The following is a 23,118-nucleotide window of genomic DNA, read 5'->3' on the forward strand; positions in this document are numbered from 1 at the left end:
GCTCCGATGCCAGAGCGAATTGCCCCGTCATGCCCGCAGTGCTAGCGAAGCGGGCATGGGACAGGGCGAAAAGCTGCCTCAGGGCGGATCATCGAAGGCGGGGTGGGTGTTGCTGGGGGCGGCATTGCTGCTCGCGGCAGGCTCGATCGGGTTCAACATCTACCAGGGTTCCGGCGGTGCGGGCGAGCCGGCAGCGGCGGCGAGCGGCGATGCCTCGATCGAGCAACTGCGCGCCGCAGCCGAGGCGTCCACCGACGATGCCGGCCCATGGGGCGATCTGGCCTTCGCCTATTTCAACCAGGGCCAGTATGACGAGGCCGCCGCCGCCTATCGCCGCGCGGTCGCAATCGCGCCGGGCGAGGCGGTGCTGTGGTCGGCACTGGGCGAGACGCTGGTGCTGGCAAGCAAGCGCGAGCCGCTCCCCGCAGAGGCATTGCAGGCCTTCGAAAAGGCGCTGGCTCTCGATGCCGAAGACCCGCGCGCGCGCTATTTCCTCGCCGCCAAGAAGGACCTCGACAAGGACCACGAGGGCGCGATTGCGGCATGGCTCGATCTGCTCGCCGATTCGCCGCAGGGCGCGCCGTGGGAGGCGGATCTGGTGCGCACCATCGAACAGGTCGGGCAGATCAACAAGATCGATGTCGCGCCGCGCATTGCCAAGGCGCAGGAAGGCCGCAAGCCGGCGATGATCGCACCGGGATCGGGCGCGGTGGCGGGCGCCGGCGCCTCGGACAACCTGCGCGGGCCGACCGCGGCCGACGTTGCCGCGGCGGGCGCCATGAAGCCCTCCGAACAGCGCACCATGGCCGAAGGCATGGTCGAACAGCTCGAAGGGCGGCTCGCCAAGGAGCCGGCGAATATCGACGGCTGGATCATGCTGATGCGCAGCCGCATGACACTGGGCGAACCGGCCAAGGCGAAGGCGGCGCTCGATGCGGCGGTCAAGGCCAACCCGGGCGCGGCATCGCGGCTGCGCGAGGCGGCGGCGCAGCTCGGGGTGACCTGAGCGCGGCCCGGCCGGGCGATCAGCGCCAGCTGGTCCGCTTGCGATTCGCCTGCGAAGGCCGCGCCGTTCAGGCCGGATCGGTGAGGTTGGCGATGATCGCCTGCTTCATGGCCGGCGTGACGCCAAGCTCCTTCTCGATGAAGGCGTCGACCGAACCGTGCTTCGCCTCGATCGCGCCGAGCGCCGCCTCGATATAGGCCGGGTCGGAGGCGAGCAGCGGGGCAACCACCTCGCGCGGCAGCCGGGCGAGCGCTGCATAGGGGCCGTCCTTGGGGCCTTGCGAGAGCTTGCCCATGTAATCGACCAGATCGTCCGACAGGGCGTAATCGGCCACCACCGTCTCGCGCGGCACGCCGAGCAGCGTCAGCACCAGCGCCGCAGCCGTGCCGGTGCGGTCCTTGCCGGCCGAACAGTTGAAGGCGAGCGGCACCTTGCCCTCGGCAAGGAAGGCGAACATCTGGCGGAAGGCGGGCGCATGCTGTTCGGGCAGCGCGCGGTAGAAGCCGGTCATCGCCGCGCGCGATTTCTGCGCGCTCGCATCGGGTCCGCCCAGCACCTTCATCAGGTCCCCGGCATCGGCGGCATAGTCGCGCGTCCAGTAGGTGACATCGGCGTTGGCAGCGACATAGGGGTTGGGTTCGGCCTTGCGCTCTTCGCTCGCCCGCAGGTCGCAAACGGTGCGGATGCCGCGCCGGGCGAGTTCGGCCTGGTCCTTCGCCGTCAGGCCCGCAGGGTTCCCGGCGCGGTAGAGCACGTCCCATTTTGTCACCCGGCCATCGGCGGTCATGTAGCCGCCGAGGTCGCGGAAATTGACCCCGCCTTCAAGCGGAAGCACGCGGCGCGGGTCCTTGATTGCGGCCGCATTGGCGGCAACGGGATCGCGGCTGGCGGTGGCCGCAGCGCCGGGTGTGCCGACGTCCTTGCAGCCCGGAAGAAGGGCAAGAGCGGCAAGCGGCAGCAGCAGGGCGGGTGCGCGCATCGTCTATTCCCCCTCTGCCGGCAGCAGCGCGGCCAGCTGTTCACGGGTCAGCACGCTCGCCCCTGCCGGATAGGCATAGCCCGCCTGCATCGGGCTCACCGCGATCGCCTTGCGGTAGACCACGCTTTCATCGTCCATCTGCTCCGGCGTGGGCGCGGCGGTGCCGATGTCGAAGCTCACGCCGGGATAAGGCGGAAGCTCGCCCCCGCGCGATTTGGCCATCATCTGCATCACCGGCGAGGCGCTGGCAGCAATGTTGGCGACAAACCCGACCTTGTAGGCGTTATAGGTGCCGATTTCGGACATCTGCCAGCGCGCGCCATCCAGCCGGTCGGGGAAATTGACGTTGAGCGCGAGGCCGGCGGGCAGCAGCGCGGCCCCTTCGGCGCGGGCGTCGAGATGGGCGAGAAGTTCGACCGAGCGGCGGGCGACCTCATCGGACTGCGGATTGTCGAGGCTCGCCGCTTCGGTCCCCGCCCCGGCGCTCAGCGCAATCGCCGGAATGCCGAGCACGGCTGCCACCTGGGCCGCGCTGACCGTGCCCGATGACAGGATGATCGCGCCCACGTTCTGCCCCTCGTTGGGGCCGGAGAGCACCAGATCGGGCGCCTTGCCCCAGCGCGCCATGGCGACCACCTCGATCCCGTGGAGCAGCGATGCGACCGGGGTGCCGTCGACATAGTGGAAATCGCGGCCCTCGCCGGGCAGGCCCTTGCGGGTCATCGGTCCGGCCCCCGGCGCGCCGGCATCGGCGGCACCGTTGAGGCAGGGCGCCTTCAAGGGCGCGATCGGCCGCGCGATCCCGAGCGCCGCACCTTGCCCCGACTGGTTCTGGCACGGCACCGAGACCACCACGTCGTGCCCCGCCGCCTTCAGCGCCTCGTAGAGCGCAACCACATTGCTGGTGAGGCCATCGTCGTTGGTGAGGACGATGTTGCGCGCCTCGGCAGAGGTGGCGGCGAGCGCAAGACAGGTGGCGGCCGCGAGCAGGGTGGTACGGATTGCCATGCCGGGTCCTCTCGAAAGATCAGAAGTTGAAACGCACGCCGAACAGGTAGCGTTCGCCGATCCGTTCGACTTCCGAAGGCGTCGCGGGCGAGCCTTCGTATGCCACATAGGTCTCGTCGGTGAGGTTGGCGAGATCGGCGAACAGGGTGATGTTCGGCGTGATGGCATAGCGCGCGGTCACATCGAGGTTCTCGAAGCCCTGCCGGAACTCGCCTGCGCCAAGGCCGCCGAGGGTGTCGAGGAAGTCCGAACGCTTCTGGTAGGCGACCCGCAGCGACAGCCCGGCATATTCATAGAACACCGAGGCATTGAGCACGGTGTCCGACAGGCCCTGGAAGTCGAAGGTCTGGAGCGCGCCAGCGGCGTTCCTCGCGTCGAAATCCCCGCCCAGCAGGGTGAGATTGCCCTGCACGCCCAGCCCTGCGAGCGCCCCGGGGAGGAAATCGAACTGGGTCTCGATATTGAATTCGACCCCGTAGAGCTTGCCGCTCTCGCCGTTGAAGGTCGAGCCGAGCAGGTAGTTGGAACGATCGATCTCATTGCTGTCATAAAGGTCCGAGCCGACCCGCTGCTGGCTCTGGTAGAGCACGTCCTCGACCCAGCGGTGGAAGCCCGTGACCGAGGCGATGCCGTTGCTGGCGAAGTAGTATTCGGCCGAGACATCGAGGCCCCAGGTATATTCAGGGGCAAGGAAGGGGTTGCCGCCGTTGATCGTCGCGGCGGTATCGCTGATCGAGGCGCCGACGCGGATCGCGGCATAGGCGGGGCGCGACACGCCGCGCTGGCCGCCGAGGCGCAGCACGAGGTTCTCGGTCGCCTCGTAGCGGATGTTGAGGCTGGGGAAGAGGTCGAAGAAATCCTGCGAGACGGCAAGCGGCGCGGGCGCGGCGCCGACCAGCACCGTGCCGGCGTTCTCGATCTCGTACTGCTCGGCGCGCACCCCGGCGACGATCTGGAGCGGGCCCGAATTCCACTGCGCCATGACGTAGCCGGCGTAGATCCGCTCTTCCTGAGCGTAGAACGAGGTCGGCAGCACGAAGTTGGCCGGGTTGATGTTGGCTCGCGTCAACGCTTCCTGGAGCGAGCGGTTCATCGCCCGCGTGTCGACATAGTTGATGCTCACGCCGAGCGGGAACTGGGTGTCCCAGGTGCGGTCCGTGGCAAAGCCGTTGGTGGTGAAACCTGTCGCGGCGAGCGGCACAACGCCGCCGATGCCGATATTGTTGCCCGAGATGTCGCGCGTCGTTGCATAGAGCCCGCCGCTCACCTTGAGGTCGCCGAGCTGCTTCCAGCCATCGAGCCGCCCCGACCAGGCATCCGAGGTCACGCCCTGGATGATCGGGATGAGCAGGGTGCGCGGCAGGTTCTGCTCGTTGACCGGGATCGACGTGAGTTCGGCCCCGCGCGAGAGGACGCCGGCAGTGTTGACGGTGCGGAACAGGCGCACGACCGGGAAGCGCGCATCGTTGGTGCGGTCATAGTCGACGCTGATACCCCGGATCGAGGACTGGATCAGCGGCAGATCGGTGGTGTTCTCGGTGCGGGTGTAGCCGACGATGCCCTTCAGCCCGCCTTCGTCGGTCTGCCAGTCGAAGCCGGCCGAACCGATGTAGTTCTGGTTGATGTAGAGCCCGTCGTTGTAATTGGTGGTGATCGAGACGTTGTCGAGGCTGCCGGTCAGCAGCCCGCGGGTGCCGCGCGCGGCGGCTTCGCCGATCTCGATCTCGTAGGCGTGGCGTTCCTCGCGGTCGCGGAATTCGGTGAAGATGCCGGTCACGAAGAACTTGAGGTCGTTGCTCAGACGGAACTCGAAGGCGCCGAACAGGCCGTTGTTCTGGCGGGTCAGCTCGTAATTGCGGATGTCGATGTCGATCGGGATGCCGTTGGCGTCATACCCCGCCTCGCGGTTGTCGGTGACCTGTTCGCGCAGGTAGTGCGAGCCGCCGAGCGCAAAGCCGATGCGGTCATTGGTCCACGAGACGCGCAGCGAGCCCGAGCGCTGCTGACCTTCGCCAAGGCTCATCAACCCGTAACCCGCATCGCCGGTAACGCCGAAGCCGGCCTTGCCGTCATCGATCGGCGAGAAGGTCTGGAGGTCGACCAGCGCGGTGATCGCCTCGGCGGTGATGTCGGGGGTGAGGGTCTTGTTGACCACCAGCTGCTGGAGCAGCACCGCAGGCACGGCATCGAAGCGGAAGGCGCGCTCGCCGCCGCCTTCATCGGTGCCGGTCTGGGGCAGGCCGTCGATGCTCACCGAGGTCCAGCGGTTGGGCGCACCGCGCACCTGGATGTAGCGCGCCTGGCCCTGGTCGAGCTGCACCGCGACGCCCGGCAGGCGGGCGAGGGCGGCGGCGACGTTTTCATCGGGGAAGCGTCCGACGGAATCGGCGGTGGCGACATCGACGAGATTGACCGCCTGACGCTTGGTTTCGGTCGCGTTGTCGAGCGAGTCGCGGATCGACCCGGTGACGATGATTTCGTCCCCTTCCTCGGCGGCGGGCTCTGCCGTGGCGGTGTCCTGCGCCTGCAAGGGTGCGGCGATTGCAAAAGCCGCCAGGCCTGCGCCGGCGAGCCAGAAATTGCGCGGGAAACGGGTGGTATCGGTAAACATCGGCAAGCGCCCCCTTGATCGGATTTGGGGCCGCGTTAGAACGCTTGTAAGTAAGCGATATGACAAAGGCCTGGCAGCGGCTTGATGCGTGCCGAGGTGAGCGAAGGTGTTGCCTTTCCATGAGCAAGTCGCAGGAAATTGTCGCAGTACGATCAGATTACCGACGTGAAACTGCCATGAAATCGACAGAATTACGCCTGATTGACGCATTGCTCGACATGTGGGCCGGAATGCCGATCGACCAGATCTCCGCCCGCGCGCTGGTGCACGAGGCGCATTCGGCGCAGGCGGCGATCCATTATCACTTTGGCGATATGGAACGTTTGTATGCGGCCGCATCGGCAGCGGCACTGACCCAGGCAGAGGGGTGGATGGCAGAACGGCTGGCAGCGCTTGCGCCGCTCGCGCAGGTGGCAGTCACGCCCGCCTTGCAGTGCGCGGTCATCAGCGCCACCATCGCCGATTGGGCCGTGTTCCAGCGCCCTCTCGCCATGGCCGCGCGCCATGCGCCGGGGCCGCAATGGGAGCGCAGCCACCGCGCGTTCTGGACCCGGCTCGCCGCTCTGATCGGCCTCGGCGATCATGCCGATACGCTCGCCTGCTACGCGCATGGCGAGGGGGCGCGGCACCTTCTCGTCTGGAATCCGGTGCTCGACCGCGCACTGCTGGAGGAGACCACCGCCGCGCTCGTCACCTGGCTCGCCGCAAGGCGCTTCGGGGACGAGGGCGTGCGCATGGTGCACCGCACGCTGGCCCGCGCCGACTACCGCGAGCCGCTGCATCCGGGCGCGGGCGAGCGTGCGGGAATAGCCGAGGCGGCGGCCCATTTGCTGGCCGCGCAGGGGCACGCAGGGGTAACCTTCCGCGCCGTCGCCGCGCGCGCCGGGGTGACGCTGGGCAAGGTCGTCCACCTCGTCGGCACCAAGAGCCAGTTGCTCGCCCTCGCGCTCCACCGGCTCTACGAGCGCGAGGCGCTGGGGGGCGATCCGGAACAGTTCCAGGCCCAGCGCTTCGCGCCGCAGGCCATGCTCGCGATGGTGCTCGAGGCGGTCCTCGCCGGGAGCCAGCCGGTGCTCGCGGCCTATCACGAGATCGAGCGGGCGATTTACAATGGTGCCGATCATGCCCCGTTGCGCGGTGTGGTGCGGGCGATGGAGGATCCGAGCGGGACCTGGGCGCTCACCCAGCTCATGGGCGGGCAGGTGCCGACCGCCTCGCTGGTTGCGGCCTTCTCGGCGATCCTGAGGGGCATCGGCCACCGCGCCGTCCATGCTGCCGATCCGCCCGAGGCCCTGCGCGCTGCGGCACAGGCTGCGCTGCGCCCGTTCCTCGCGCCCGCATGAAAAAGGGGCCCCGCACCCGGCCGGGTGCGGGGCCCTTTTGGCGGGCCGGTTCCAGGCTTACACCACGCCGAAGGCCAACATCGCGTCGGCGACCTTCTTGAAGCCCGCGATATTCGCGCCCTTCACATAGTCGATGTAGCCGCCGCCCTGGTTGCCGTACTGGATGCAGGAATTGTGGATGCCCGACATGATGTCCTTGAGCATCTGCTGGAGTTCCTCCTCCTTCCACGAACGGCGCTCGGAGTTCTGGCTCATCTCGAGGCCCGAAACCGCAACCCCGCCCGCGTTGCTCGCCTTGCCCGGCGCATAGAGGATCTTGGCGTGCTTGAAGGTGTGCACGCCATCCAGATCGGTCGGCATGTTGGCGCCTTCCGACACTGCCTTGCAGCCGTTGGCAACGAGGGTTTTCGCGTCTTCGCCGAGCAGTTCGTTCTGGGTCGCACAGGGCAGGGCCACGTCGCAGGGCACGCCCCACGGAGTCTTGCCGGCATGGAAGGTCGCGTTCGGGAAGGCCTCGACATATTCTTCGATGCGCCCGCGGCGGTGGGTCTTGTGGGTCTTCACCCAGTAGATCTTTTCCTGATCGATGCCATCGGGATCATGGATGAAGCCGCCCGAATCCGACAGGGTCAGCACCTTGCCGCCCAGCTGCACGATCTTCTCCGCCGCATGGGTCGCAACGTTGCCCGAGCCCGATATGACGGCGGTCTTGCCTTCGAGGTTCTCGCCCTTGGTGGCGAGCATGTTCTCGAGGAAATAGACCGCGCCATAGCCGGTCGCCTCGGTGCGGATCAGCGAGCCGCCCCATTCGAGGCCCTTGCCGGTCAAGACGCCGGTGAAGTTGTTGGTGATGCGCTTGTACTGGCCGAACATGAAGCCGATCTCGCGCCCGCCCACGCCGATGTCGCCCGCCGGCACGTCGATGTCGGCGCCGATGTGGCGGTAAAGCTCGGTCATGAAGGACTGGCAGAAGCGCATGATTTCGCGCACGCTCTTGCCCTTGGGATTGAAGTTCGAGCCGCCCTTGCCGCCGCCCATCGGCAGGCCCGTCAGCGCGTTCTTGAAGGTCTGTTCGAAGGCCAGGAACTTCAGCACCGATTCGGTCACGCTCGGGTGGAAGCGGATCCCGCCCTTGTAGGGGCCGATCGCGTTGTTGTTCTGGACGCGCCAGCCGCGCTGCACGCGGATGTTGCCGGCATCGTCTTCCCAGCACACGCGGAAGCTCACCACGCGGTCGGGCTCGGCGATGCGGCGCAGGATCTGCTGGGAGTGGTATTCCTCCTTATCCTGCATGAATTCAAAGATGTCCTCGGCCACTTCCTGGACCGCCTGGACGAATTCCGGCTGGTAGGGATTGCGCTTCTTCACGCCCTCCATGAAGCCGTTGAGGTCAACGTGATCGGTAACTGCCATGATGTATTCCCCCCATTCGCATTCGACTATAGGCGCCCCTGATGCGCCTCGCTTGTCGATTTGCGGCAGATACATCTTCTCAAATAATGGCACTTCCATGGCAAGCGTGATCGCAAGCGGGCGCTTTCAGATCGCCGAGGAGAACGTGCGCGGGGTAGCGGCGCGGTAGGCGTCGAACAGCGCGGCGATGACGCGGGCATAGGGCAGGCCGTGCGGCGGGATGGCGAGGTGATTGCCGCGCAACTGGGCAAGGCCCTCGTCGGTGAAGGCGGCAAGGCGGCCGGCAACCTGTGCGAGGAGGTCATCGGGCACCACCGCTTCGCCCTGGCACAGCAGCGCTTCGATGAGCGCGCCGCGCCGCTGGTCCTCGGCCGAACGGGCGATGCCGTGGCTTGCCGAAAGCCGCCCGACCTCGCTCAGCTGGCGATAGGTGGCGGTGTGCTTCTCGTTCTGGGCGTGGAGCCCGGGAAAGCCGCTGATCGCGCTCGCCCCCATGCCGATCAGCACCTCGGAGGGGTCATCGGTGAAGCCCTGGAAATTGCGCCGCAGCCGCCCGGCCCGCGCGGCGAGCGCCATGGAATCGTGGGGCAGGGCGAAGTGATCGAAGCCGATCGCCCGATAGCCGCCTGCGGTGAGGATCCGGTGCGCTTCGCCCGCCATCGTGAAACGCGCCGCAGCGCCCGGCAGATCGGCCTCGCGGATCATCGTCTGGCGCGGCACGAGGTGGGGCACGTGGGCATAGCCGAACACCGCGATCCGGTCCGCACCCAGCTTGCGGGTCATCTCGAGACTGTCTTCCAGATCGGCCTCGCTCTGGTGGGGCAGGCCATACATCAGGTCGAAGTTCAGCGAGGTGACGCCGCCCTTCCTCAGCCAGTCGGTGCTGCGGCAGATCATGGTCAGCGATTGCTCGCGCCCGATCGCCTTCTGGCAGTGCGCGGCGAAGGTCTGCACTCCCATGCTCGCCCGGGTGATGCCGGCGCTGGCGAGCACGCCGCTCCATTCGGCGGTGAGGCTGCGCGGATCGAGCTCGATCGACCATTCGGGCGCGGCGAGCGGCAGGTGCGCGTGGAGCGCATCGACCAGGCCGAGGAACTCGCCGGTCAGGATCGCATTGGGGCTGCCTCCGCCAAAGGCGATGCGCCGCACCTTCGTGCCCTGCGGCAACAGGCTGCCGACCGTGGCGATTTCCTGATGGAGCGCGGCCAGATAGGCTGCGACCCGCGCGCGCTTGCCCGAAACCGCGGTGTTGCAGCCGCAGTAGAAGCAGATCGCCTCGCAGAACGGGATATGCAGGTACAGCGAAATGTCGCCCTCTGCCGAGGCGACGGCGCGCTCGATGGTGCCGGGCTCGAGCGGGCCGAAATCGGCCGCGGTGGGGTAGCTGGTGTAGCGCGGCACGGGGGTCGCGAGCAGCGTTGGGTGATAGGTCCACATGAGGCGCTTAAAGCGCTCCCGCCGCAGACCGTCTTTGCGCGAGATCAATTTGCCCGTTTGGGATGTTTTGCCTCGTCCTTTGCCCGGCAGGTGCCCGCGTGGCAGCCCTTGGGGTGGCAGTCGCGGTCGGGCGCGGGCGTGCCGCCGCCGACCGGAATGGTGATTGCGCCGCCGCCACACAGGTGCATCGTCAGCGTCTTGCCGGGCGCAGCGGGGAGCGGACCGATCATCACCGGCAGCAGCGCCCCAAGGCCGAGAGCGAGAAGCTTCATGGCGCGTCCTCCTCGTCGATGAGGATGCGGGCTGCGGCACCGTCCATGTCGTCATATTGCCCGGCGCGCATCGACCACAGGAAGGCGCAAAGGCCGAGCAGGCCCATGCCCAATGCAATGGGGATGAGGAGCGCAAGGCCGGTCATCGTGTCGCTCCTGCCAGCCGCAACGAATTGGCGATCACCACCAGCGAGGATGCCGACATGGCGATGGCCGCGACCAGCGGGGTGACCTGTCCGGTCAGCGCGAGCGGCACGGCGAGCGCGTTGTAGACAATCGAAAAGCCGAAATTCTGGCGCACGATCCGCATCGTTGCCCTGGCCACCCGCACTGCGAGCGCGACCGGCATCAGGCTGTCGCCGATGAACACGGCATCGGCGGCCTGCTGGCTGGCGTCGGAGGCGGTGCCGGGCGCGATCGAGGCGTGGGCGGCGGCGAGCGCGGGGCCATCGTTGAGCCCGTCGCCGACCATCAGCGGGCGGTGCCCCCGTGCCTTGAGGGCTTCGAGTGCGGCGAGTTTTCCGCGCGGATCGGCCTCGGCCTCGGCAGGGATGCCGAGCGCGCGGGCCATCGCCGCGACCGGCGCGGCACGGTCGCCCGAGAGGATGCGGGCCGGCAGGCCCTCCCGCGCGAGCGCGGCGATGGTCGCGGCGGCATCGGCGCGCAGCGGGTCGCTGAAGGGGATCGTCCGGCGGGTCTCGCCGATCCGCAGCATCGTGGCGAGGAGCGCGCCGTCCCCGCCGCCATCGGGCTTTTCGAGCGCCACCGTCACCCCCTGCCAGCGCCCTTCGAGGCCCGTGCCGCCGGTCTCTCGGATATCCGCAACCTCGGCCGGGGTGACGCCCTCGCGCAGGGCCGCAGCGGCAAGGCCGCGGCTCAGCGGATGGCGGCTGGTCTGGGCGAGCGCGAGCGCGATGGCGCGCGCCGCCGGACCCAGCGCGGCGATATCGGCGCGCGGGGTGCCGAGCGTCAGCGTGCCGGTCTTGTCGAGCACCGCGACATCGCATTCGGCAAGGCGCTCCAATGCGCTCCCGTCCTTCACCATCAGCCCCCGCCGCATCAGCGCGCCCGCGGCGACGACCTGTGCGGCCGGCACCGCCAGCCCCATCGCGCAGGGGCAGGTGATGATGAGGACGGCAATCGCGATGGTGATCGAGGCGTGCCAGCCCGCGCCTGCGATCATCCACCCCGCAAAGGCGGCGAGCGCCAGCGCGTGGACCACCGGCGCATATGCCTGCGAGGCGCGGTCGGCGATCCGCACATAGGCCGAGCGCGATTGCCCCGCCTCGTCCATCGCCCGCGCGATCTCGGCCAGCGCAGTGTCCTCGGCCACGCGGGTGAGCCGCACCCGCAATGCCGCGCCAAGGTTGATCGCGCCCGCGTACACCAGCGATCCGGGGGTGACCGGTTCGGGCGCGCTTTCCCCGGTGAGCATGGCATTGTCGATCGCCGAGCGGCCCTCCACCACCTCGCCGTCCGCCGCCAGCGCCTCGCCGGCCGCGACCAGCACCAGCATGCCGGGCGCAAGGTCCCTGGCCGCGACGCGCCGCGCGGTGCCATCGGGGCCGATCACGCTTGCGCTCTTGCCCATCCGCCCGAGCAGCGCGCCGATCCCGGCGCGGGTGCGGGTGCGCATCTCGGCATCGAGCGCGCGACCGGCGAGGAGGAAGAACAGCAGCATCACCGCCGAATCGAAAAAGGCATGCGCCCCGCCGGTCACGGTCTCGTAAAGCGACATGCACGTCGCCAGGATCACGCCGATGGAGATCGGCACGTCCATGTTGGTGCGCCTGTGCTTCAGGGCCATCCATGCGCTGGCAAAGAATGGGCGGCCGGCATAGGCGACCACCGGCAGGGCGATCGCGGCCGAAAGCCAGTGGAACAGCGCCCGCGTCGCCCCCTCGGCGCCCGACCAGACGCTGACCGAGAGCAGCATGATGTTCATCATCCCGAACCCCGCGACCCCCAAGGCGCGGGTCAGGCGGCGACGTTCGGCATCGTCGCTGGCGAGGGGATTGTCCGCCACGGGCTGAGATTCGAAGCCGAGCGCGAGCAGGGCATCTGCGAGCGCCCCCTCATCAAGGCCCGGATCGTGGCTGATCGCGACGCGCTTGGCCGAAAGGTTCGCGCGGGCGGTGGCGATGCCGGGGGTCTTGGCCAGCTCGCGCTCGATCTTGCCGATGCAGCCGGCGCATTTCATGCCCGGCACGGTCAGCCGCGTGGTGACGAGCGGGGTGTGCCCGGCAAGGAGGGGGGAGGGCGCGTTCACCTGAGGTCGGCCTCGCCCGCCCAGGCCTGATTCCCGGCGCGGACCGCGAGGCGTAACCGCCAGCGGCCCGGTGCCAGCGTCTCGTCGGAGAGCCAGCGGCCCTGCCCGGCAGGGGCGAAGGTCAGCGGCGTATCGGCGCGCGTGCCCAGGGGGTGTTCGGCGGTGCCGGTGATGCGCGCGCCGGCCGGCACGGCGAGCGTCTCCACCACCACCCGCCCATCGGCCCGGCGATGCGGCACGGCCTGCCAGCCCAGGGCCTTGGAGGCGGCAGCCTGCTTGAGCCAGCCGTTGTAGTTCTGGCTGGCGACATAGGAATTGTCGACCACCGTGCCGTGGAAGCTCCCGACCGCGATGCTCGCCATCAGCATATTGACCGCGATGACGATGGCAAAGCCGCCGACGAAGATGCCGGCCATGTGCTTGCCGGTGAAGCTGCTGCCTGCGCGGGCCATCAGTCGTCCTCCGGCATCGAGAAGGTGGTGGGAGCAACGTCGCTTTCGTGCTGTTCGTCGCTGCTGGTGAGGCGGAAGGCGAAGGCGAGGCCATCATCATCGCCACGGATGCCCGGCGGCAGCATCACATAGGCGCGCAGCACCTTCGTGGCGTTGGCGGCGACGGTGACGGTCTGGGTCGGGCCCGCGTTCTCGAGGCGGACCGCCTCGGTCCACATCACCGCTCCGGCAGGCAGGCCTTCGAGCGAGACCACCATGGTGCGCGGGCGGGCCTCCATGTTCCTGAGGCGCAGTGTGTAGGCGTTCCTGACCGAGCCGTCCTTCAAGAGCATGAACGGCGGATTGCGATCGGGGGCGACGGTGAGGTCGGTGTGGGTGCGGGTGCCGAGCGCGAACAGCAGGCCGGCGCCGATGGCCGCCCAGACGCCGAAATAGATGAACACGCGCGGCCGCAGCAGGGCCTTCCATGCCGGGCTCGCCGGAGCGCCGGCGCGTTCGGCATCGCATTGTTCGAGCGTTGCATAGTCGATGAGGCCCCGCGCCCGGCCGGTCTCCTTCATCACCCGGTCGCAGGCATCGATGCACAGCCCGCAGGTGATGCAGCCGATCTGCTGCCCATCGCGGATGTCGACCCCGGTCGGACACACCGCCACGCACAGCCGGCAATCGATGCAGTCGCCGTATTTGTCGGGGTTCTTGGCTGCCTTCTTGACGCTGCCGCGCTGTTCGCCGCGCCAGTCCTTGTAGGTGACGATCAGCGACTTCTCGTCGAGCATCGCGGCCTGGATGCGCGGCCAGGGGCACATATAGATGCACACCTGTTCGCGCATGAACCCGCCAAGCCAGAAGGTCGTGCCGGTCAGCACCGCCACGCAGGCATAGGCGATCGGATCGGCGGTCCCGTGCCAGAAATCGTAGGTCAGCGTCGGCGCGTCGGCGAAATACATGATCCACGCGCCACCGGTCCAGAAGGCGATGGCAAGGTAGACGGCCCATTTGGCGAGCCGCCTTAGGGTCTTGGCCGCGCCCCACGGCGCCTTGTCGAGCCGCGCGCGGGCGTTGCGGTCGCCGTCGAAGAAGCGGTCGACATGCTGGAACAGATCGGTCCACACCGTCTGGGGGCAGGCATAGCCGCACCACGCGCGGCCCACGGCGGAGGTGACGAGGAACAGACCGATCCCCGCCATGATGAGGAGGCCCGCCACGAAGTAGAATTCGTGCGGCCAGATCTCGATGTCGAACATGTAGAAGCGGCGGTGCGCCAGATCGACCAGCACCGCCTGGTCGGGGGCATAGGGCCCGCGGTCCCACCGGATCCACGGGGTGGCGTAATAGACCGTGAGGGTGATCGCCATGATCGCCCACTTGAAGCGCCGGAAGGGGCCGTCGATCCGCTTGTTGTGGACCGTGCGCCCGGCCTCGTAGAGGCCCGCGCCCATCAAGCCCGCGCTCTCCTCGAGAGCAGGCGGGGGCGCCTTGGCCCCCTCGGCCCCGAGCGCGCCTGCCCAGTCGCGCCTGGGCTTTTGCGCGTCCGGAACAGGGCGATCGAGTTCGTCGGCTTGCGCCATTTTGCGGTGTCCTACTTGGCGGCGACTTGCGCCGCTTCCGGTTGGGCGGCGGCGGGCGCAGAAGCCTGCCCGCCGCCGCGGGCGTGGACATAGGCGGCGAGCATCTTGATCGTCACCGGATCGAGCCGCCCCTGCCATGCGGGCATCACGCCGTGGCGGGGGGCGAGGATCTGCTTGCCGATCTCGGCCGCGCTGCCGCCGTAGAGCCAGATGGCATCGTTGAGCGCCGGGCCGCCGACCGCGGGCAGCCCCTCGCCGCCCGCGCCGTGGCAGGCCGCGCAATTGTCGGCGAACATCTGCGCGCCGGCCGCACTGGGCTTGGCCTTGCCCGAGAGCGAGAGCACGTGGCCGGCAAGCGCGCTCACCTGCATGGCATCGAAGCTGCCCTGAAAGGCAGGCATGAAGTTGCTGCGCGTCTCGGCCGCGCTGTCCCAGCGGATGCCGTGGGTGAGGGTGTATTCGATGTCGGTGAGAGTGCCGCCCCAGATCCAGTCGTCATCGTTGAGGTTGGGGTAGCCCGGCGATCCCGCCGCGCCCGCGCCGTGGCACTGGACGCAGTTGACCTTGAACGCCGCCGCCCCGCCTGCGACCGCGGCCTGCATCAGCGCGGGATCGGACGGCAGGGCTTCGATCGGGGTTGCGGCGATCTTCGCCACCACCCCGGCCCGCGCGGCATCGGCGGCGCGCAGCTCGGCGGCAAGATCGCCCCTGCTCGACCAGCCCAGCGTGCCCGCCGTCGCCCGGTCGATCAGCGGCCAGGCGGGGTAGAGCACGACGTAGACAGCCGCGAACAGGATCGTCGCGTAGAAGGTGTAGAGCCACCAGCGCGGGAGAGGGGTGTTGAGTTCCTTGATCCCGTCCCATTCATGGCCGACGAATTCGGTGCCGGTGGGCTCGTCAATCCTGTTAGTCATTGTCGTCATCCCTGAAGATCGAGTGCTTGGCATCGGCCACGAAGCGCCGCGCGCCCGGGCGCAAGTGCCACAGGCACAGCATCAGATAGAGCGCGAGGAGCGCGGCGAGGCCGTAGCTGTCGGCCATGTGGCGCAGGAGCGTGTAGAGGGTCATCGCCCGGCCTCCGCCTTGGTCAGCTCTTCCTGCGCGGCCGCACTGTTCACATCGACCAGCGTGCCGAGCATCTGGAGATAGGCGACCAGCGCATCCATCTCGGTCACGCGCGCCGGATCGCCGTCGAAATCGCGGATCTGCGCCTTGGGATAGCGCGCCGCGAGATCGCCCGCTTGCGCCTGGGGATTGGCCTGCGCCTCGAGGTCGGCCTCGGCCCTGGCAAGATCGGCATCGGAGTAGGGCACGCCCACTTGGCGTAGCGCGGCGAGGTTCGCGGCCACATCGGGCACGCGCAGTTCGGTCTCGGCGAGGAACGCGTAGCTCGGCATGATGCTTTCGGGCACCACGCTGCGCGGGGCCTTGAGGTGCTCGACGTGCCAGGCATCCGAATACTTGCCCCCGACCCGCGCCAGATCGGGCCCGGTGCGCTTGCTGCCCCACTGGAAGGGGTGGTCATACATGCTCTCGGCGGCGAGGCTGTAATGGCCGTAGCGTTCGACCTCGTCGCGGAAGGGCCGGATCATCTGGCTGTGGCAGACGTAGCAGCCCTCGCGGATGTAGATGTCGCGACCCGCCTGCTCCAATGGGGTGTAGGGCCGCATCCCGGCGACCTTCTCGATGGTGTTGTCGATCCAGAACAGCGGGGCAATCTCGACGATCCCGCCGATCGTCACCACGCCCAATGTCAGCGCGGCGAGAAGGGTGACGTTGCGTTCGAGCTTCTTGTGGCCCTCGAAGGCTCCGGTGGTGGTTGTGTTCATGGTGTCAGGCTCCCTGTCTGACGATCATTCGGCCGGTTCGGCGGTAAGGGGCGGCAGCGGCCGGTCGGCGGCATCGTCGTGCCGGGTCTCGCCCAGCGGTGCCTCGTCGCGTGAACGGCCGGCGATGGTCATGGCGATGTTGAAGACCATGATGAGCGCGCCGGCGAGGTACATGAGGCCTCCGCCCATGCGCAGGACATACATCGGGTGGAGCGCCGCGACGGTGTCGACGAAGCTGTTCACGAGGTAGCCGTCCGCGCCGTATTCGCGCCACATCAGCCCCTGGGTGATCCCTGCCACCCACATCGAGGAGGCGTAGAACACGATCCCCAGCGTCGCGAGCCAGAAGTGCCAGTTGATCATGCGCAGCGAATAGAGCCGCTCGCGCTGCCACAGGCGGGGGGTGAGATAGTAGATGCAGGCGAAGGTGATCATCCCGTTCCACCCCAGCGCGCCGGAGTGGACATGGCCGATGGTCCAGTCGGTGTAGTGAGAGAGCGAGTTGACGGCCTTGATCGACAGCATCGGCCCCTCGAAGGTGCTCATCCCGTAGAAGGCGAGCGCCAGCACCATCATGCGGATGATCGGATCGGTGCGCACCTTGTCCCACGCGCCGTTCAGGGTCATCAGCCCGTTGATCATCCCGCCCCAGCTGGGCATCCACAGCATCACCGAAAACACCATGCCCAGTGTCTGGGCCCAGTCGGGCAGCGCGGTGTAGTGGAGGTGGTGGGGCCCGGCCCAGATGTAGAGGAAGATCAGCGACCAGAAGTGGATGATCGACAGGCGGTAGGAATAGACGGGCCGCCCGGCCTGCTTGGGCACGAAGTAATACATCATCGCGAGGAAGCCGGCGGTCAGGAAGAAGCCGACCGCATTATGGCCATACCACCACTGGGTCAGCGCATCCTGCACGCCGGCAAAGGCGCTGTAGCTCTTGGTGCCGAGCAGCGAGACCGGCAGCGACAGGTTGTTGACCACGTGCAGCATCGCCACGGTGATGATGAAGGCGAGGTAGAACCAGTTGGCGACATAGATGTGCGGTTCGCGCCGGTTGAGGATCGTGCCGACGAACACCGCGAGATAGGCCAGCCACACCACGGTCAGCCACAGATCGACATACCATTCCGGCTCGGCATATTCCTTGCCCTGGCTGATGCCGAGCAGGTAGCCGGTCGCGGCCAGCACGATGAACAGCTGGTAGCCCCAGAACACGAAGCGCGCGACGCCCGGCAGCGCCAGTGTGGTGCGGCAGGTGCGCTGCACGACATAGAAGCTGGTGGCGAGCAGCGCATTGCCGCCGAAGGCGAAGATCACCGCGCTGGTGTGCAGCGGGCGCAGCCGGCCGAAGTTGAGCCAGGGCTCGATATTGAGCTCGGGAAAGGCCATCTGCGCGGCGATGAACACGCCCGCAAGCAGCCCTGCGATACCCCAGAACATCGTCGCGATCACGCCCCAGCGGATCGGGTCGTCATCATAGCGGCCCGCGCCCGGGGGCATGCGGAAGATGCCCTGTGCCCTCGCCAGCGGATCATAGCTGGTGGCCGTGGCGATAATCAGGATCACCGCCACAAGGCCGACGATCCCCATGTGGATCGCAAAGCCCTTGTCAGGGGTGAGCGCGATGGCAGCGATACTGGCCATGAGGACGCACGCCCACACGCCCAGCCGCTTAACGACTGTTTCCATGTTGATTTATCCCTTCCGTCGGAGCGATCCCTACCGCGCCCGGTTGCCTCGTGTGTTTGACCGAAATCAAAAATGGTTCAGTTTTTCGGCTCCCCGGTGCGGCCCGCGATCCGCGCGAGCGCGCCGACATCGGTGAGCGATACCCCGGAGCGGCCCTCGGTCTCGACCAGCCCGGCCTCGCGCAGCTCGGTGAGCTGGCGACTGACGGTCTCGATCGTCAGGCCGAGCGAATCACCGATGTCGCGGCGGCTCATCGGCAGCGCGAAGGCGCAGGTGCCGGTGGTGCAACCGGCCAGCCGCTCGGCCATCGAGACGAGGAAATCGGCAATCCGCGCCGCGGCCGACTTGTGGCCCAGCTGCATCATCCGCGTGCGGCTGCGGTGCAGCGCCTGAAGGCTGCGCGTCAGCACCGATCGCAGCACGGCGGGATCGCCCTGTGCTGCATCGAGGAACGCGTCCGAGGGGAAGATCACCAGATCGCACGCGGTGAGCGCGACCAGCCGGAAGTCGCCATCCTTCTGGCGCAGCACCGAGACCAGATCGCCTGCAAAGTGGAAGGCGAGCACCTGTCCGCCGGGGGGCGGCGCGGCCAGGTTCGAGGCCGGCGGACGCGCGACGAGCTTGGCCGCGCCGCTTGCCAGCCACACCAGCCGGTCGGACCCGGGGTCGGGCGCGAGCTCCTCGCCGCGGACGAGCGCGGCGGTCCGCCCGAGCGCGCACAGACCGTCGGCCACGCGTCCCTCGCCCGTTCCGGCCGGCAGTGCGGCGCGGAATGCGGCAAGCCCCGGGTCGGGAGCCGGAGAGGATCGGGGCGGGGGGCTGAGTGTCGCCATGATGGATGCCGCAATGGCCGGACTTCCCGCAATGGTCTTTGATTCCGATCAATGAGGCGCGGGCGGGAAGCGGCCTATCCGGCCCCCACAGGCAGCAACCATCCTGGGCCGCGGAGGGCGGCCACTGCTGCCGGTGAGGACATGAAAATGAAGCGAATTCTGATGCTTGGCGGCGCCTTGCTGGCGCTCGCCGCGACGCCTGCCATGGCTGATGACGGCAACGAGAGCGATCGTGCCGGCGATATCCAGATCAAGGTGCTCGGCACCTATGTCGCGCCCGACGGGGCGATCACCGACATCACCGTCAATCTGCCGGGCCTGCCTGCCACGACCCAGACCAAGGCCAACGACAATGTGACGCCCACAATCGCGATCGAATGGTTCGTGACCGACAATGTCTCGATCGAGACCATCGCCGGGATCACCCAGCACGATGTCGATGCGACCGCCGGGCTTGCCGCAGGGGCCGAGCTGGTCTCGGACGCCAAGCTGATCCCGGCCACGGTGACCGCGAAGGTTCACTTCGACCTCGGCGGCGTCAAGCCCTATGTCGGCGCAGGGCCGGCGCTGTTCCTGTGGGTCGGCGATGATCCGGGTGCGGCGACCGTGCCGCTGGGCGTGACCGAGACCAACCTGTCGAATGAACTCGGCCTCGCGCTACAGGCGGGGATCGATGTGCCGGTCGGCGACAAGGGCTTCGGCCTCAGCCTCGATGTGAAGCGCTATTTCATCGACACCACCGCGCGCTGGTACGTTGGCAACACGCTGGCGATCGAGACCGAACACCAGCTCGATCCCTGGGTGATCAGCGCAGGGATCGCCTACCGCTTCTGAGACGAGTCTCGGTTACGAAGACAAAATGGCAATGTTTCACGTGAAACATTGCCATTTTGGTTATCAGTGCCGGAGGGGGCGCTCAGAAATTGTAGCGGGTCGAAATCATCATCCGCCTGAGATCCCCCGTCCGCCCGTCTTCCAGAGAGCGCTCGGCATAGAGCAGTTCGATCCCGATATCGAGCGGGTCGACCGGGGTCCAGATGAGGTTGACGAGCGCGTTCCAGCTCTCGTCGGTGACCTGCCGGGTCGTCAGCATGACCGGGTTATCGGCCTTGAAATAGGAGGCCGCCACGCTCGATCGCAGCCGCGTGCTCCAGCCGTGCTGGTAAGCGGCAAAGCCCGACCAGGTGAAGATCGGATCGAGCTTGCCGGTGGCGGTCACCGCCGCGTCGTTGACGATGTTGAGCCCGATATAGCGCCCGAGGCCATCGCCTGCCGTCGCCATGAAGCGCAGGTCGTCATGCGCACCGACAATGATCTTGCCCGACAGGCTGAGCCCATAGCCCAGCGCGCTGTCGCTGCCCGTCCCGAAATCGTCGTCCGAGACCTTGAGGGTCCGCCCGATCCCCGCCAGCGACAGCGAGCCCCAGGGCTTGGCAAGATTGTAACGCACCACCACATCGGGGATGGTATCATCGCCCGCCATGATCCGCGCCCCGCTGCGGGTGGTGACGGTGGTCTCGGGCTGTTCGAGCGCGATCTGCCAACCGTTCTTGCTGTAGCGGATCATCGGCTGCCGATCGAACACAGTTCCCGGTGTTACGCCAATGAAATCAAGGCTATCCGGCAAAGCGGCGATGTTCTGGAAGGTCGACCATGCCTGACCGAAAAGCCAGTCATCATAGGTGATGAAGGCCTGGCGCAGGCGCGGGACATAGGAATTGGTGGTCCGCTCGTCGCCCCCGTCGGTGACGTTGAAATCCATCTCGATATGCGAATTGAGCGTATGCCCGGCGCCGACATCGGTGGCGGTCTTGAGGATGAAGCGGGTCTGGCGCGCCGAATAGTCGGTGTCATATCCCGAATCCGTGCCTCCCACCGGGATCAGCGCCGGGATCAGGAAGTCGCGCCCGATCGAATTGTCGGGGATCTGCCCGCCGCTGGTCGCCTGCACCAGCGCATCGAGCTTGACGTAGCCGGCATAGCCGACTGTGGTCTTGCCGATGCGGAAGCCCTTGTCTTCCTGGGCTTGGGGCACCGCGATTTGCGCGGCGAGTTCGGCCTGGCGATCCTTGAGATCGCGGGTCGCAGCGAGCAGCGCGGTGCTCTGCTCGCGTACCGCCGCCTGCTCGGCGCGGATCGCCGCATCGCCCTCGGCCTGGCTGGACTGGTCGGCATCGAGCCGCGCGATCAGCCCCTCGACCAGCTTCTCGAGCCGGTCGAGCCGTGCATTGACGCTCTGTTCCTGCGCCAGCGCCGGAGCGGACGTCAGCACGCTTGCTGCCAGCAGTGCCGCGCGCAAGGCACGGGCCATTCCCGATAGGACCATGTGACTTTCCCATCCTCTCTTTTCTCCCGCGAATCTGCGCCCAAGCGCGGGCGGCGGACAGCTAGCGGATGGTCGTAAGACCTTTGTCTGATGGGGCGCGGCGTGTAGCCTGATGTAGAACGGGGTCAGAACAAGGGAGAGTCGAGATGATCCACGCCGTCGAGCGGCCGAAGCCGCACACGCCGACCCATTGCACCCCCGAGGAATACGCCGCGATGTATCGCGCCTCGGTGGAGACACCCGATGCCTTCTGGCTGGAGCAGGCGCAGCGGCTCGACTGGGTGAAGGTGCCGACGCGGGGCGGCGACTGGGCCTATGATCCGGTCGCGATAACGTGGTTCGAGGATGGCGCATTGAACCTGTGCCACAATGCGGTCGACCGGCACCTTGCCGACCACGCCGATCGCACCGCGCTGATCTTCGAGCCCGACGATCCGGCGACCCCTTCGCGCAAGCTCACCTATGGCGAGCTTCATGCCGAGGTCGTGCGCATGGCCAATGCGCTGAAGAAGCTCGGCGTGACGCGGGGCGAGCGGGTGACGATCTACATGCCGATGATCCTCGAAGGGGTGGTCGCGATGCTCGCCTGTGCAAGGCTCGGTGCGGTGCATTCGGTGGTGTTCGGCGGCTTCTCGCCCGAGGCGCTCGCAGGCCGCATCGAGGATTGCGGCAGCCGCTTCGTGGTCACCGCCGATGAAGGCCTGCGCGGCGGCAAGCACGTGTCGCTCAAGGCCAATGTCGACGCGGCCCTGAACCTCGCCGCCCACGCGACCCATGTCGCAGGCGTGCTGGTCATTCCCCACACCGGCGGCGCCATCGCCATGACCCCCGGCCGCGACCACTGGCTTGCCGACCTTGCCAGCGACGATGATTGCCCCTGCGAGGTGATGAACGCGGAAGACCCGCTGTTCATCCTCTACACCTCGGGTTCGACCGGCAAGCCCAAGGGGGTGCTCCACACCACCGGCGGCTACGGCGTGTGGACGGCGACGACCTTCCACTACATCTTCGATTACCAGCCCGGCGAAGTGTTCTGGTGCACCGCCGATATCGGCTGGGTGACGGGGCACAGCTACGTCGTTTACGGCCCGCTGTTCAACGCCGCGACCGCCGTGGTGTTCGAAGGCGTGCCCAATTACCCCGATCACGGGCGCTTCTGGGACGTGGTCGACAAGCACGGCGTCAACATCATCTACACCGCCCCCACCGCGATCCGCGCGCTGATGCGCGAGGGTGATCACCACGTGACGAGCCGCTCGCGCGCGTCGCTGCGGCTGCTCGGGTCGGTCGGCGAGCCGATCAATCCCGAAGCCTGGCGCTGGTATTTCGATGTCGTGGGCGAGGGCCGCTGCCCGGTGATCGACACCTGGTGGCAGACCGAAACCGGCGGCTGCATGATCACCACGCTGCCGGGCGCACACGACATGAAGCCGGGCAGCGCGGGCCTCCCCTTCTTCGGCATCCGTCCGCAACTGGTCGACAACGAGGGCGGCGTTCTGGAAGGCGCGGCCGAGGGCAACCTGTGCATCACGCATAGCTGGCCGGGGCAGGCGCGCACCGTCTACGGCGATCACGAGCGCTTCGTGCAGACCTATTTCAGCACCTACAAGGCCAAGTATTTCACCGGCGACGGCTGCAAGCGCGACGCGGATGGCTATTACTGGATCACCGGCCGGGTGGATGATGTGATCAACGTCTCGGGCCACCGCATGGGCACGGCCGAGGTCGAGAGCGCGCTGGTGCTCCACCCCAAGGTCGCCGAGGCCGCGGTGGTCGGCTATCCCCACGACATCAAGGGGCAGGGCATCTATTGCTATGTCACCCTCAACGCGGGCGAGGAGGGCACCGATGCGCTGCTCGCCGAATTGAAGGCCCATGTACGCAAGGAGATCGGCCCGATCGCAACCCCGGACGTGATCCACTTCACCGATGGCCTGCCCAAGACCCGCTCGGGCAAGATCATGCGCCGGATCCTGCGCAAGATCGCCGAGAACGAGTTCGGATCGCTGGGCGACACCTCGACCCTCGCCGATCCCTCGCTGGTCGAACGGCTGATCGAGGGCAGGCAGAACCGTTGAGGCGC

20 protein-coding genes are annotated in these 23,118 nt (G+C 67.5%); 4 read left to right on the forward strand and 16 right to left on the reverse strand.

The annotated features are described in order from the left end of the window. Window positions 1-55: 55 nt before the first annotated feature. On the forward strand, window positions 56-1,006 hold the full coding sequence (locus tag D620_RS0102600) for a tetratricopeptide repeat protein (protein ID WP_017664228.1): 951 nt from the start codon (window positions 56-58) through the stop codon (window positions 1,004-1,006). Window positions 1,007-1,073: 67 nt separating this feature from the next. Here the strand turns inward: D620_RS0102600 and D620_RS0102605 are convergent, their stop codons facing one another. From D620_RS0102605 to D620_RS0102615, 3 genes are read right to left on the reverse strand one after another with little or no spacing between them, the layout of a single operon-like run. Continuing rightward, entirely contained in the window at window positions 1,074-1,985 is a 912-nt protein-coding gene (locus D620_RS0102605) for a tyrosine-protein phosphatase (protein ID WP_017664229.1), read from the reverse strand. A gap of 3 nt (window positions 1,986-1,988) precedes the next feature. After that, a complete protein-coding gene (locus tag D620_RS0102610; RefSeq protein WP_017664230.1) occupies window positions 1,989-2,993 on the reverse strand; it encodes a 5'/3'-nucleotidase SurE in 1,005 nt (334 codons plus the stop codon). Window positions 2,994-3,012: 19 nt separating this feature from the next. Continuing rightward, window positions 3,013-5,604, reverse strand: coding sequence for a TonB-dependent receptor (locus D620_RS0102615; protein WP_017664231.1), 2,592 nt, complete (start codon window positions 5,602-5,604; stop codon window positions 3,013-3,015). A gap of 176 nt (window positions 5,605-5,780) precedes the next feature. Between D620_RS0102615 and D620_RS15660 the strand changes: the two genes are divergently transcribed. After that, window positions 5,781-6,947, forward strand: a complete 1,167-nt coding sequence (locus D620_RS15660; protein ID WP_196795244.1) for a TetR family transcriptional regulator — start codon at window positions 5,781-5,783, stop codon at window positions 6,945-6,947. 57 nt (window positions 6,948-7,004) lie between these two features. On the opposite strand, the gene gdhA is transcribed toward D620_RS15660, so the two are convergent. From gdhA to D620_RS16525, 12 genes are all read right to left on the reverse strand, one after another. Further along, window positions 7,005-8,360 (reverse strand): NADP-specific glutamate dehydrogenase, encoded by a 1,356-nt coding sequence (gdhA, locus tag D620_RS0102625; protein ID WP_017664233.1) that lies wholly within the window; start codon window positions 8,358-8,360, stop codon window positions 7,005-7,007. Window positions 8,361-8,486: 126 nt separating this feature from the next. Beyond that, entirely contained in the window at window positions 8,487-9,797 is a 1,311-nt protein-coding gene (locus D620_RS0102630; protein ID WP_017664234.1) for a radical SAM protein, read from the reverse strand. 44 nt (window positions 9,798-9,841) lie between these two features. Then, window positions 9,842-10,069, reverse strand: coding sequence for a hypothetical protein (locus D620_RS0102635; protein ID WP_017664235.1), 228 nt, complete (start codon window positions 10,067-10,069; stop codon window positions 9,842-9,844). Then, entirely contained in the window at window positions 10,066-10,215 is a 150-nt protein-coding gene (ccoS, locus tag D620_RS0102640; protein ID WP_017664236.1) for a cbb3-type cytochrome oxidase assembly protein CcoS, read from the reverse strand. The genes D620_RS0102635 and ccoS overlap by 4 nt, the downstream gene beginning before the upstream one ends. Further along, window positions 10,212-12,338, reverse strand: coding sequence for a heavy metal translocating P-type ATPase (locus D620_RS0102645; protein WP_017664237.1), 2,127 nt, complete (start codon window positions 12,336-12,338; stop codon window positions 10,212-10,214). Before D620_RS0102645 ends, ccoS begins: the two co-directional genes overlap by 4 nt. Next, window positions 12,335-12,790 carry a FixH family protein gene (locus D620_RS0102650; RefSeq protein WP_017664238.1) on the reverse strand — a complete coding sequence of 152 codons (456 nt, stop codon included), beginning with the start codon at window positions 12,788-12,790 and terminating at the stop codon, window positions 12,335-12,337. Before D620_RS0102650 ends, D620_RS0102645 begins: the two co-directional genes overlap by 4 nt. Next, window positions 12,790-14,229 (reverse strand): cytochrome c oxidase accessory protein CcoG, encoded by a 1,440-nt coding sequence (ccoG, locus tag D620_RS0102655; RefSeq protein WP_033376035.1) that lies wholly within the window; start codon window positions 14,227-14,229, stop codon window positions 12,790-12,792. The genes D620_RS0102650 and ccoG overlap by 1 nt, the downstream gene beginning before the upstream one ends. 140 nt (window positions 14,230-14,369) lie before the next feature. Further along, window positions 14,370-15,272, reverse strand: coding sequence for a cytochrome-c oxidase, cbb3-type subunit III (ccoP, locus tag D620_RS0102660; RefSeq protein WP_017664240.1), 903 nt, complete (start codon window positions 15,270-15,272; stop codon window positions 14,370-14,372). Beyond that, a complete protein-coding gene (locus D620_RS0102665; protein WP_017664241.1) occupies window positions 15,265-15,426 on the reverse strand; it encodes a cbb3-type cytochrome c oxidase subunit 3 in 162 nt (53 codons plus the stop codon). The genes ccoP and D620_RS0102665 overlap by 8 nt, the downstream gene beginning before the upstream one ends. Further along, a complete protein-coding gene (gene ccoO, locus D620_RS0102670) occupies window positions 15,423-16,187 on the reverse strand; it encodes a cytochrome-c oxidase, cbb3-type subunit II (RefSeq protein WP_017664242.1) in 765 nt (254 codons plus the stop codon). The genes D620_RS0102665 and ccoO overlap by 4 nt, the downstream gene beginning before the upstream one ends. A 24-nt stretch (window positions 16,188-16,211) precedes the next feature. Continuing rightward, entirely contained in the window at window positions 16,212-17,876 is a 1,665-nt protein-coding gene (gene ccoN / locus D620_RS0102675) for a cytochrome-c oxidase, cbb3-type subunit I (RefSeq protein WP_026091901.1), read from the reverse strand. Between the two features lie 77 nt (window positions 17,877-17,953). Beyond that, complete coding sequence (locus D620_RS16525) at window positions 17,954-18,709, reverse strand: Crp/Fnr family transcriptional regulator (RefSeq protein ID WP_196795245.1); 756 nt, start codon at window positions 18,707-18,709, stop codon at window positions 17,954-17,956. A 147-nt stretch (window positions 18,710-18,856) separates the two neighbouring features. Here D620_RS16525 and D620_RS0102685 point away from each other — a divergent pair, with 147 nt between their 5' ends. Continuing rightward, window positions 18,857-19,543 carry an OmpW/AlkL family protein gene (locus D620_RS0102685; protein ID WP_026091902.1) on the forward strand — a complete coding sequence of 229 codons (687 nt, stop codon included), beginning with the start codon at window positions 18,857-18,859 and terminating at the stop codon, window positions 19,541-19,543. Window positions 19,544-19,625: 82 nt separating this feature from the next. Here D620_RS0102685 and D620_RS0102690 read toward each other — a convergent pair whose 3' ends face one another. After that, window positions 19,626-21,035, reverse strand: a complete 1,410-nt coding sequence (locus D620_RS0102690; RefSeq protein WP_233991943.1) for a DcaP family trimeric outer membrane transporter — start codon at window positions 21,033-21,035, stop codon at window positions 19,626-19,628. A 146-nt stretch (window positions 21,036-21,181) separates the two neighbouring features. On the opposite strand from D620_RS0102690, the gene acs reads away from it, so the two are divergent. After that, the gene (gene acs, locus D620_RS0102695) at window positions 21,182-23,113 is read left to right on the forward strand and encodes an acetate--CoA ligase (protein WP_017664247.1); all 1,932 of its coding nucleotides are present in this window, start codon (window positions 21,182-21,184) and stop codon (window positions 23,111-23,113) included. Window positions 23,114-23,118: the final 5 nt, after the last annotated feature.

It is taken from the genome of Porphyrobacter sp. AAP82 (genome assembly GCF_000331285.1).
In the GTDB taxonomy this organism is placed as follows: Bacteria; Pseudomonadota; Alphaproteobacteria; order Sphingomonadales; family Sphingomonadaceae; genus Erythrobacter.

Bases quoted from the DNA above. Each gene is read 5' to 3' on its own strand.
- acs (WP_017664247.1), top strand. From the start codon at position 21,182: ATGATCCACGCCGTCGAGCGGCCGAAGCCGCACACGCCGACCCATTGC.
- D620_RS0102650 (WP_017664238.1), bottom strand. From the start codon at position 12,790: ATGGCCCGCGCAGGCAGCAGCTTCACCGGCAAGCACATGGCCGGCATC.
- ccoO (WP_017664242.1), bottom strand. From the start codon at position 16,187: ATGAACACAACCACCACCGGAGCCTTCGAGGGCCACAAGAAGCTCGAA.
- D620_RS16525 (WP_196795245.1), bottom strand. From the start codon at position 18,709: ATGGCGACACTCAGCCCCCCGCCCCGATCCTCTCCGGCTCCCGACCCG.
- ccoP (WP_017664240.1), bottom strand. From the start codon at position 15,272: ATGACTAACAGGATTGACGAGCCCACCGGCACCGAATTCGTCGGCCAT.
- D620_RS0102630 (WP_017664234.1), bottom strand. From the start codon at position 9,797: ATGTGGACCTATCACCCAACGCTGCTCGCGACCCCCGTGCCGCGCTAC.
- D620_RS0102605 (WP_017664229.1), bottom strand. From the start codon at position 1,985: ATGCGCGCACCCGCCCTGCTGCTGCCGCTTGCCGCTCTTGCCCTTCTT.
- D620_RS0102635 (WP_017664235.1), bottom strand. From the start codon at position 10,069: ATGAAGCTTCTCGCTCTCGGCCTTGGGGCGCTGCTGCCGGTGATGATC.
- ccoS (WP_017664236.1), bottom strand. From the start codon at position 10,215: ATGACCGGCCTTGCGCTCCTCATCCCCATTGCATTGGGCATGGGCCTG.
- ccoN (WP_026091901.1), bottom strand. From the start codon at position 17,876: ATGGAAACAGTCGTTAAGCGGCTGGGCGTGTGGGCGTGCGTCCTCATG.
- D620_RS0102665 (WP_017664241.1), bottom strand. From the start codon at position 15,426: ATGACCCTCTACACGCTCCTGCGCCACATGGCCGACAGCTACGGCCTC.
- D620_RS0102610 (WP_017664230.1), bottom strand. From the start codon at position 2,993: ATGGCAATCCGTACCACCCTGCTCGCGGCCGCCACCTGTCTTGCGCTC.
- gdhA (WP_017664233.1), bottom strand. From the start codon at position 8,360: ATGGCAGTTACCGATCACGTTGACCTCAACGGCTTCATGGAGGGCGTG.
- ccoG (WP_033376035.1), bottom strand. From the start codon at position 14,229: ATGGGCGCGGGCCTCTACGAGGCCGGGCGCACGGTCCACAACAAGCGG.
- D620_RS0102600 (WP_017664228.1), top strand. From the start codon at position 56: ATGGGACAGGGCGAAAAGCTGCCTCAGGGCGGATCATCGAAGGCGGGG.
- D620_RS0102685 (WP_026091902.1), top strand. From the start codon at position 18,857: ATGAAGCGAATTCTGATGCTTGGCGGCGCCTTGCTGGCGCTCGCCGCG.
- D620_RS0102615 (WP_017664231.1), bottom strand. From the start codon at position 5,604: ATGTTTACCGATACCACCCGTTTCCCGCGCAATTTCTGGCTCGCCGGC.
- D620_RS15660 (WP_196795244.1), top strand. From the start codon at position 5,781: ATGAAATCGACAGAATTACGCCTGATTGACGCATTGCTCGACATGTGG.
- D620_RS0102690 (WP_233991943.1), bottom strand. From the start codon at position 21,035: ATGGTCCTATCGGGAATGGCCCGTGCCTTGCGCGCGGCACTGCTGGCA.